Consider the following 9,569-nt stretch of genomic DNA (forward strand, 5'->3'; position numbering starts at 1 on the left):
GCTGCTCTGGGGTAGAATTCATGTCGGGCAAGGTGTGTTCGTGCTGATAGGGTAGGTTTTTAGATAACTCCCATTCTATCAATCACTTACGGCATTCTTGCCCCTTTTTGTGCAAAATTCAGGCTAGCAGCCAGTCCCTGCGCGCCAGGCCCGGGCCTGGCGAAAATGTTCAGAAAACATTATCTTTTTGGTCAATTCTGTTAAATAATGACAGCGCGAGTGAAGCGCTTCCAATTTCGCTTTCCGCGATTGCCGGCGCGCCCCAGCCATTCAATCAGGAGACCAGCAAGATGCGAGACACCTTATCTACCTTGATCCGGACGCTGCTGGCAGCGGCCGCCTGCGGCGCCATGCTGGCCGCCTGCGATGGCGACAGCGACCCGGCCAGGCCGGGCATCCCCGCGCCGCCGCCGGTCGCCGTCGACACGGTGACGCAGTACAGCGATTTTCCCCACGTGGCCAGCGATATCAAGAAAGATCCGGCGATCGAGTCCGCCATCGCCGCCATCGTGGCGGGGATGAGCGTGGCCGAGAAAGTCGGCCAGATGACGCAGCCTGAAATCAAGAGCATCACGCCGGACCAGGTGCGCCAGTACTACATCGGCTCGGTGCTGAACGGCGGTGGTTCTTTCCCGGGTAACAACAAGCTGGCCGCGCCGGCGGACTGGGTCAAGCTGGCCGACGCGTACTGGAAAGCGTCGATGGCCAGCGATGCCAAGGTCAAGATCCCGGTGATCTGGGGGACCGACGCGGTACACGGCCACAATAATGTGTTCGGCGCGACCATGTTCCCGCATAACATCGGCCTGGGCGCAGCCAACGATCCGGCCATGATGCGCCGCATCGGCGCGGCCGTGGCCGCCCAAGTGCATGCCACCGGGATCGACTGGACCTTCGCCCCGACCCTGGCGGTGGTGCGCGATGACCGCTGGGGCCGCACCTATGAAAGTTATTCGGAAGATCCCTTGATCGTCACCAAATACGCGCGCGAAATGGTCAAGGGCTTGCAAAACGATTTCGCCGGCGGCGGCAACGTCATTGCCACGGCCAAGCACTTCATGGGCGACGGCGGCACCGATCTGGGCAGGGATCAAGGCGTCAACATGTCCAGCCGCAACGACATGATCAACATCCATGGCCAGGGGTATTACCACGCCCTCGGCGCCGGCGCCCAGACCGTGATGGCCTCGTTTAACAGCTGGGACAATGAGAGCCTGAATATCAAGGTCGGCAAAATGCACGGCAGCAAGGAGATGCTGACCGATGTGCTCAAGACCAGGATGGGCTTCGATGGCTTCGTCATCGGCGACTGGAATGGCCACGCCCAGGTGCCGGGCTGCAGCGACGGCGGCTGCCCGCAGGCGATCAACGCCGGGGTCGACATGATCATGGTCCCGGACAAGTGGAAAGAGTTTATCGATAACACCATCGCCTCGGTCAACAAGGGCGACATTCCGCTGGCGCGCATCAATGACGCCGTGACCCGCATCCTGCGCGTGAAATTTCGCGCCGGCATCATGAGCGCCAAATCGCCGCTGGAACGCCAGTACACCGACGCCAGCCGCCTGCAGCATCGTACACTGGCGCGCGAAGCGGTGCAAAAGTCGCTTGTGCTGCTGAAAAACGATAACAAGGTGTTGCCGCTCAAGCGCGGCGACAAGATCCTGGTGGTCGGCAAAAGCGCCGACAGCCTGTCCAATCAAAGCGGCGGCTGGTCGCTCACCTGGCAGGGCACGGCCAATACCAATGCCGACTTCCCGAACGCCGACAGCATCCTGGCGGCGATCAAGTCGGTGGCCGGCGAGGCCAACGTGGTCTACAGCCCGAACGGCGCCGACGTCAAGCCAGCCGACTTCAAGGCCGTCATCGCCGTCATCGGCGAAACCCCGTACGCCGAAGGGGTGGGCGACATCGGCAAGAGCGGCACCCTGGAGCACGCGCGCCGCCATCCGGAAGACCTGGCCGTGCTCGACGCCGTCAGCGGCAAGGGGGTGCCGGTGGTCACCGTGCTGATCACCGGCCGTCCGGTCTGGGTCAACAAGGAACTGAACCGCTCAAGCGCGTTCGTGGTGGCCTGGCTGCCCGGCACCGAAGGCAAGGGTGTCACCGATGTGCTGTTCCGCAAGGACAATGGCGACGTCAATCTGGACTTCAACGGCAAGCTGTCGTTCTCCTGGCCCAAAACGGCGTGCCAGATGGCCAACAAGGGCGACGCCGGCTACGATCCGCTGTTTGCCTATGGCTTCGGGATGCGCTACGCGGACAACACCACACTGGCCAGGCTGGACGAAACGGCGCCCACCCTCGGTTGCGCCCAGGTCGCCGGTAACGGCAGCCAGGCCAGTAGCGACCTGGAGGTGTTCCGCTCGGCCGACCAGGCGCCCTACACGGCCCGCATCGGCGACCCGAGCGCCTGGTCACTGGCGCTGGGGGCCGACTTGAACGCGGTCACGATTCTACCCAACGTCAAAGCCGAGACTACCCAGATCAATGTCCAGCAGGACGGCAAGAAAATCAGCTGGAGCGGCGCCGGCCAGTTCTATTCGCAAGCGGCGACCACGGCCGACCGTGAAAGCTACCTCAACGCCGACGCGGCCCTGGTGTTCGATACCATCGTCCACAAGGCGCCGGCCGGGGCCGTGAAAATGCGGGTGGACTGCAAGCACCCATGCGCGGGCGAAGTCGACGCCACCAGCTTGTTCAAGGGTTTGCCGCTGGCGGTAAAGCGCACCGTGAAATTGCCGCTGTCCTGCTTCGCCGCCAAGGGCGCCGACTTCACCCTGGTCGATACGCCGTTCCTGGTCTACACCGAGAAGGCGTTTGTGGCCTCGTTCGCCAACATCCGCTGGGTGCCGGGCGCGGCCAAGGATGCCGATGCCGCCACCTGCGCCAGCCTGGTGCCGGAACCGGTGGTGTTCGGGCCGCCGCTGCCGGGGCCGACGTACGGCGTGTTCAGCGCCGGCGCCCTGACCGGCGACCTGGCGCTGAGCACCTACTCGTCCAATGGCAGCCACGTCAAGGCCGGCATCACACAAGCCGATGGGCTGGACATGCGCTTCGCCGCCGACGGTGGCGACGGCCTGGTGATGATCACCGGCGCGCCAGTCAATCTGAGCAACTTCGCCGGCGGCACCCTGCAGTTCGAGATCCATGTCGGCAGCTATGGGGCCAATAGCGGCGGCCTGGCGGTCAAGATGGAAAGCCCGGGCAGCAATTGCAAGTCGGGCGACCATGTCTTCGGCCGTCCGGCGCCGGGTGGCTGGACGCCGGTCTCGGTCAAGGTCAGCACCCTGATTGCGGCGGCCGATCCTTGCTTTGACCTGCGCAACATCGGCATGCCGTTCGGCACCTTGCCGAAGTGGGGCGATCAGCAGGGCGTACAGTACAAGCTGCGCCAGATCCGCTTCGTACAGTAAGCCCTTGTCGCGCTGACGGACGGACGCCGGGCGGCGTCCGCTCCATCGTCAGCCGAAGTGGCAGACGTAGTCGAGCGTTTCGGTGGTGTCGATCTCGAACGCCGTGTTGGCGCCGACGCTGAAGCGCTCGCCCGCGCCGTAGTCTTGCCAGGCGTCGCTGCCGGCCAGCCTGACCCGGCATTTGCCGGCCACGATTTCCATCACTTCCGGCGCCGCCGTGTTGAAGGTCAGCTGCGAGGGGAAAATCACCCCCACCGTCTTTTTGCTGCCATCGGCCAGCAACACCGTGTGCGAGACGCATTTGCCGTCGAAGTAGATGTTCGACTTTTTACTGATGGCGACGTTTTCAATCATGCTCATGGACTTCCTTCTTCAGGTGGGTTGATTGTCGGCGCCGGCGCCGGATTCGGCCACGCATACACGGTTGCGCCCGCCCGTCTTGGCCTCATACAGCGCCTTGTCGGCGCGCGCGGTCAGCTTCTCGGCGCTGTCGCCGCGTGAGGGCACCACGCTGGCCACGCCGATCGAGATGGTGACGATGCCGCCGGCCGCCTGGGGATGCTCCATCGCCAGCTTTTCGAGGTGGCTGCGCACGGCGTCGGCCACCACCTGGGCGCCGGCCAGGCTGGTTTCGGGCAGGATGATGGCGAACTCTTCGCCCCCATAGCGCGCCGCCAGGTCGGCCGGACGCTTGAGGTTTTCGGTCAGCACGGCCGCCGCCTTTTTCAGGCACAGGTCGCCCGCGAGGTGGCCGAAGCTGTCGTTGTAGGCCTTGAAGCAATCGATGTCGCACATCAGCAGCGACAGCGGCTTCTGTTCGCGCTGGCCGCGCTGCCATTCGAGCTTGATGACGTCGTCGAAACGGCGCCGGTTGGCGATCCCGGTCAACCCGTCCAGGGCGGCCAGCTTTTGCAGTTCGATGTTCGCTTCGGCCAGTTTTTGCTGGCTCTCGCGCAGGAAGCGGAACGCTTCGTCGCGCTGCAGGCGGCTGATGTGCGCCGCCGAGTGGTAGCGCACCCGCGCCAGCAGTTCCAGCTTGTCCGGCAGCTTGACCATGTAGTCGTTGGCGCCCACCGCAAAGCTGTGCGCCTTGAGCTCGGGATCTTCCTTGGCCGAGAGTACGATCACCGGCACCTGGCGCAGGCTGTCGCGCTCGCGGTACCGGGCGATCAAGCCGAAGCCGTCGATGCCGGGCATGACCAGGTCCTGCAAGATCAGGGTCGGCTGCAATTGTTCGGCCGTCTCGAGCGCCAGCGAGGAGTCGAGCACGTAGTGGTATTCGATGTCGGCCTGGTCGGCCAGCATGCGCCGCACCGCCTCGACGATGATGGCCTGGTCGTCCACCATCAGGACCCGCACCTTGAAAACGGCCGGCTCCGGCATGCAGGGTTTGCTTACATCAGACATCGGTCATCAGCTTTTCGGTAGTGCCGGCGCGAAGGTGGAGACTCAATTCCCGGCCGGTGTCGACCCAATTCTACTGCGCAATGCGCGCCCGATGTTTTCTAACGACAAAATTTGCTGCGCGGCATCGATTTCAGCGGCGGCGCGTGGCATGCCGTACACGGCGCTGCTGGCCTGGTCCTGGGCGATGGTGGCCTTGCCGGCCTGGCGCATGGCGAGCAGGCCGGCGGCGCCGTCGCGCCCCATCCCGGTCAGCAGCACCCCGGTCGCGTCGCCTTCCCAGTTGCGCGCCACGCAGTGGAAAAACACGTCGACCGAGGGCCGGTAGGCGTAATCGCGCGGCACGTCGTCGTAGTGCAGGCGCTGGCGCGCGCTCAGGACCAGGTGGTCGTTGGTGCGGGCGACCTGCACGCAGCCCGCTTCGAGCGGATCGCCGTCTTCGATCACGCGCACCGGCATCAGGAGCTGTTCGCCGAGCCACTTGGAAAAGTGCGCCGCGAAGTTTTCGTCGATGTGCTGGACCACCACGATGGCGGTGCCGGGGGCCGGGTTCCAGCCGGCCAGGATCTTGGCCACGGCGATCGGGCCGCCGGTCGATGAACCAATGGCCAGCAGGTGCTTGATCCTGGCATCGGCGCGCTCGGGCGAATGCGCGGGATGGGCTTCGGCGCCGCTCACGCGGATCAGTTTGCCGATGGTCTTGATCTTGTGCAGCAGCGCGCTGTCGCCCCCGCCGCCGCGCGCCAGCAGCGGCGTGGCGGTGACGTCGAGCGCGCCGGCGCCGAGCGCGCGGAACACCTGGCTCACATTGTCCTGCGGCTGGCCGGTGACCACCAGGATCGCGCACGGCGTTCTTTGCATGATCTGGCGCGTCGCTTCGACCCCGTCCAGTTCCGGCATGTTCAGGTCCATCAGGACCAGGTCGGGGCGCTTGTCGGCGCACATGCGCACCGCTTCCAGGCCGGTGCGCGCGATCCACACCACCTGGTGTTCGCTGGTGCTGGCCACCACCCGGCGCAGCGCTTCGGCCGCCATGGCGACGTCGTTGGCGATCCCGATCTTCACAGGCCGGCCTCTCCGATCAGGTCGAACACGGCGTCGAGCAGGGTCTCGTCGTGGAAGCTGCCCTTGGTCAGGTAGTAGTCGGCGCCGGCGCTCATGCCGCGCGCGCGGTCTTCGGGACGGTCCTTGTAGGAGACGATCATCACGGGCAGTTTGTACAAATGGATATCCTTCTTGACCAGGCCAACGAGTTCGATGCCGTCCATGCGCGGCATGTCGACGTCGGTGATTAACAGGTCGTAGTCGCCGCTGCGCACCACGTTCCAGCCGTCGATGCCGTCAATGGCGATGTCGACCTGGTAGCCGCGCCCCTGCAGCAGCTTGCGTTCCATTTCGCGCACGGTGAGCGAGTCGTCCACCACCAGGATGCGCTTGACCTTGCGTTTTTCGGGGCCGCCGCGCGCGCCCAGCTGGTGCAGGCCGCCTTCGTGCAGCAGTTTGTCGATCGACAGCAGCAGGTCCGGCACGTCCAGGATCAGGACCGGGGCGCCGTCGTCGAGCAGGGCGCCGGCGCTGATGTCGCGCATCTTGCCGAAGATCGGGTCGAGCGCCTGCACCGCCAGGCTTTGTTCGCCGCGGATCGCATCGACCACCAGCGCATAGCGGCGCTGGGCCGCGCCGATCACCACCACCGGCAGCTCGCCCGCGCCGGCGCCGATCTGGCCCAGTTCCAGCACCTGCGCCGCCGACACCAGGCCAAGGTGCTCGCCGCCGAAGTCGAAGAACTGCTTGTTCTCGAGCGTGTGGATCTCGCTTTGCGGCACCTTGAGCACCCGTTCGACCTTGACGATCGGGATCGCGTAGGCTTCGCCCTGCACCTCGACCACCAGCGCGCGCACGATCGATTGCGTCAGCGGCAGGGTGATCAAGGTGCGAAAGCCGGCGCCGGGCACGGACTCGATGCGCACCGTGCCGTTCTGTTCGCGGATGGTCTGATGCACGATATCGAGCCCCACGCCGCGCCCGGAGATGGCGCTGGTGGTTTCCTTCAGGCTGAAGGCGGGCAGGAACAGGAATTCAATCAGCTCGGGCCGGGACATGGCGGCCGCCATCGTGGCGCTGGCCATCTTGCGCTCGACCACCTGGCGCCGGATGCGCTCGATGTCCACGCCGCGCCCGTCGTCCGCAATCTCGATACTGAGCATGCCGGCGCGGTGGCGCGCTTCGAGCACGATGGTCCCGAGCGCCGGCTTGCCGGCGGCGATGCGCTCGGACTGGCTTTCCATGCCGTGGTCGACGGCGTTGCGCAGCATGTGGTTGAGCGGGCTTTCGATGCGCGCCAGGATGTCGCGGTCGACCAGCGTGTCTTCGCCTTCGATCACCAGCTGCGCCTCCTTGCCCAGGCTGCGCGCCAGGTCGCGCACCATGCGCGGAAAGGCTTGCACGCCGTCGCGGAAAGGGCGCATGCGCAAGGTCAATACTTCGTCCACCAGGTTTTTCGAGACCCCCAGCAGGCGCCGCTCGAAGCTTTCGATGTCGGCCATGTGTTCGAGCATGAACTGCTTGAGCGGATGGGCCTTCTGGCCGGCCAGGGCCGATTGCTCGATCAGGGCCTGGTCGCCGCCGCGCAGCACCGCCTCGTGCAATTGTTCGAGCGCCTGGAACAGGCTCGCCTGGTTGCGCTTGAAGCGCTGCAGCTGCGCGATGAACGGGTGCATCTGGTGCGCGTTGATGCGCGACTCGCTGGCCAGGGCCAGCAGGCGGTCGAAGTTCTGGGCCGCCTTGGGCGCGCCCGCCACCCGTTGCGGCGCCGCGTCGTCGGGCGGCGCGGGCGGTGGCGCTACCGGTCGCGCCACCGGCGGCGCGAGCGGTAGCGGCTCGGGCAGCGGCGCCGACGCGATCTGCGCAATGCCGGCGATGCTGTTCATGGTGGCGCCGATGCGCGCGCCGTGCTGTTCCAGCCAGGCCGGCAGGGCGGCTTCGTCGAGGGTCGAAAACTGCAGGATCAGGTCGACCCCGGCCAGCAGCACGTCGATGCGCGCGGGGGTGAGCTGCAACTGGCCGTGCTGGGCGGCGATGAAGGCGTCTTCCATGCCGTGCGCCAGCTGCACCACGACGTCCAGGCCGACGATGGCGGCGGCGCCCTTGATCGAATGGGCGGCGCGCATCATCGATTCGGTGGTGGACGCGTCGCCGCCGCCGCGTTCCATGCTCAACAGGCCGTCGGTGAGGATCTGGGTCTGGCCGTCCGCCTCCATGCGGAACAGGTCCAGCATCGAGAATTGACTGAGGTCGCCGCTGCCGCTGCTCATCGCAGTAACCTGTTCAGCTGGTGGCCGATCAGCGGCGCATCGAGCACGCCGATGCGCATCGCGCCGTGGGTCAGCACGCCGGTAATGAAGCGCTGCAGGCCCTTGTTGAGGGTGGCCGCCGGCGCGCCCACGCCGGCCGCGCCGTAGCGCAGGATGCCGTGCAGGTCGGCCACCGGCAGGGCGAAGCGCTGTTCGTCCCAATTGATGACGAGCAGGCGCGCGAACACATGGCGCCCGCCCTGTTGCGGGGCGTCGTTTTCGTCGATGCCGAGCAGGGTGGCCAGTGCGATGGACGGCGTCAGCGTGCCGCCGACGTTGACGATGCCGGTCAGGCCGCCGCCGCTGCGGTGCGGCAGCGAATGGCTGGCGCTCAGCGGCGCGACCGAGGCCACGATGTGGGTCGGCAGCATCAGCCACTCGCGCCCGAGCCGGAACACCAGGCCCGAGCTGTCGTGCTGGGCGCGCGCGGCTTGCGGCTGGCGCAGCAGGGCGGCCCAGTCGTCGCGGTAGGCGGCGTCCACCGGGCGCCGCATGCTGCGCCTGGCCGCGCCGGCGTAGACCTCGCAGTTGCGGCAGTGGACATGCTGTTCGAGCTTGGGGCAGCTCATGTCGCCGGCCACCCCGATCGTGTTCCAGCAATCCTGGTCGTCAAGCGCGTGCAGGGTGTCGGGGGCGCTGCTCATCGGAGCGCCTTGCGTGATGCGCCGACGTTGTTGTTGCCGTTACCATTGCCGTTACTGCGCTGGTAGATGCGCGCGGCGCGCTGCTTGAAGGCGCTCGCCTGCGCCTGGTCGCCGCTTTGTTCGGCCAGCAGGGCCAGGTGGCACAGCGCGTCGTAGTGGTCCGGTTTCAGATAGACGCAGCGGCGCCAGTAGCCGCCGGCGGCGTCCATCTTCTGTTCGCATTCGCTCACCATGCCGAGGATGAAATAGGCGTCGGCCGAATCGGGATCGGCCGCCAGCAGCTCGCGGCAGGCGGCGGCGGCGCCCTGCAAGTCGCCCAGGTCGGCCTGGCGGCGCGCGCGCGCCAGCAGGTCGGCCGGGGCCGTGCGCACCACCAGCTGCGCCGCCACCGGGGCCGTCGCGCGCAGCCCCCGCATGGGGGGCGCCGTGGCGGCCGGTGGCGCTGGCGTGGCGGCCAGCGGCCGCGCCGGGCGCACGTGCTGGCGTGCCGGCAGGCGCGCCGGCCAGGACGCGCGCGCGCCGGGTTTTTCGCGCGCGCACGCCCCCGGCGCGCGCAGCGCCGCCAAGCCGGTGCGGCAGAACGCCGGCCCGTCGGCGTGACCGGCGGACAGGCTGCCGTCGTCGGCCCGCCGGCGCGCCCGGGCGGCGCCAGCGGCGGCGGCGCGCAGCAGGCCGGCGCGGCCGTTCCAGGCGGCGGCGTTGGCCGCGCGCGCGGCGCCGCGCCGCCCGATCGCCAACTGGCGAAAGCGGCG

6 protein-coding genes and 1 pseudogene are annotated in these 9,569 nt (G+C 67.0%); 1 reads left to right on the plus strand and 6 read right to left on the minus strand.

Features of this window, described 5'->3' with window-relative positions:
* The first annotated feature begins 290 nt into the window (after positions 1 to 290).
* A complete protein-coding gene (locus tag F1735_RS31315; protein WP_229506055.1) occupies positions 291 to 3,416 on the plus strand; it encodes a glycoside hydrolase family 3 protein in 3,126 nt (1,041 codons plus the stop codon).
* Between the two features lie 48 nt (positions 3,417 to 3,464).
* Here F1735_RS31315 and ppnP read toward each other — a convergent pair whose 3' ends face one another.
* From ppnP to F1735_RS31345, 6 genes and pseudogenes are all read right to left on the minus strand, one after another.
* Positions 3,465 to 3,776: a pyrimidine/purine nucleoside phosphorylase gene (gene ppnP / locus F1735_RS31320; RefSeq protein ID WP_167240644.1), complete on the minus strand. Its 312-nt coding sequence runs from the start codon at positions 3,774 to 3,776 to the stop codon at positions 3,465 to 3,467.
* A 12-nt stretch (positions 3,777 to 3,788) separates the two neighbouring features.
* The gene (locus tag F1735_RS31325) at positions 3,789 to 4,799 is read right to left on the minus strand and encodes a diguanylate cyclase (RefSeq protein WP_229506056.1); all 1,011 of its coding nucleotides are present in this window, start codon (positions 4,797 to 4,799) and stop codon (positions 3,789 to 3,791) included.
* Positions 4,800 to 4,865: 66 nt separating this feature from the next.
* Positions 4,866 to 5,885 (minus strand): chemotaxis-specific protein-glutamate methyltransferase CheB, encoded by a 1,020-nt coding sequence (gene cheB, locus F1735_RS31330; protein WP_167240648.1) that lies wholly within the window; start codon positions 5,883 to 5,885, stop codon positions 4,866 to 4,868.
* Positions 5,882 to 8,134 carry a hybrid sensor histidine kinase/response regulator gene (locus F1735_RS31335; protein ID WP_167240650.1) on the minus strand — a complete coding sequence of 751 codons (2,253 nt, stop codon included), beginning with the start codon at positions 8,132 to 8,134 and terminating at the stop codon, positions 5,882 to 5,884. Before F1735_RS31335 ends, cheB begins: the two co-directional genes overlap by 4 nt.
* Positions 8,131 to 8,817 (minus strand): chemotaxis protein CheW, encoded by a 687-nt coding sequence (locus F1735_RS31340; protein ID WP_167240652.1) that lies wholly within the window; start codon positions 8,815 to 8,817, stop codon positions 8,131 to 8,133. The genes F1735_RS31335 and F1735_RS31340 overlap by 4 nt, the downstream gene beginning before the upstream one ends.
* Positions 8,814 to 9,569, minus strand: a pseudogene (locus F1735_RS31345) (hypothetical protein); the annotation flags it as partial. The pseudogene F1735_RS31345 and the gene F1735_RS31340, both read right to left, overlap by 4 nt.

Origin of the sequence: Massilia genomosp. 1 (genome assembly GCF_011682185.1) — a bacterium.
In the GTDB taxonomy this organism is placed as follows: domain Bacteria; phylum Pseudomonadota; class Gammaproteobacteria; order Burkholderiales; family Burkholderiaceae_D; genus Telluria_A; species Telluria_A rubra.

Excerpts from the sequence above, each read along its gene's own strand:
- F1735_RS31315 (WP_229506055.1), top strand. The coding sequence starts at position 291 with ATGCGAGACACCTTATCTACCTTGATCCGGACGCTGCTGGCAGCGGCC.
- ppnP (WP_167240644.1), bottom strand. The coding sequence starts at position 3,776 with ATGAGCATGATTGAAAACGTCGCCATCAGTAAAAAGTCGAACATCTAC.
- F1735_RS31325 (WP_229506056.1), bottom strand. The coding sequence starts at position 4,799 with ATGCCGGAGCCGGCCGTTTTCAAGGTGCGGGTCCTGATGGTGGACGAC.
- F1735_RS31335 (WP_167240650.1), bottom strand. The coding sequence starts at position 8,134 with ATGAGCAGCGGCAGCGGCGACCTCAGTCAATTCTCGATGCTGGACCTG.
- F1735_RS31340 (WP_167240652.1), bottom strand. The coding sequence starts at position 8,817 with ATGAGCAGCGCCCCCGACACCCTGCACGCGCTTGACGACCAGGATTGC.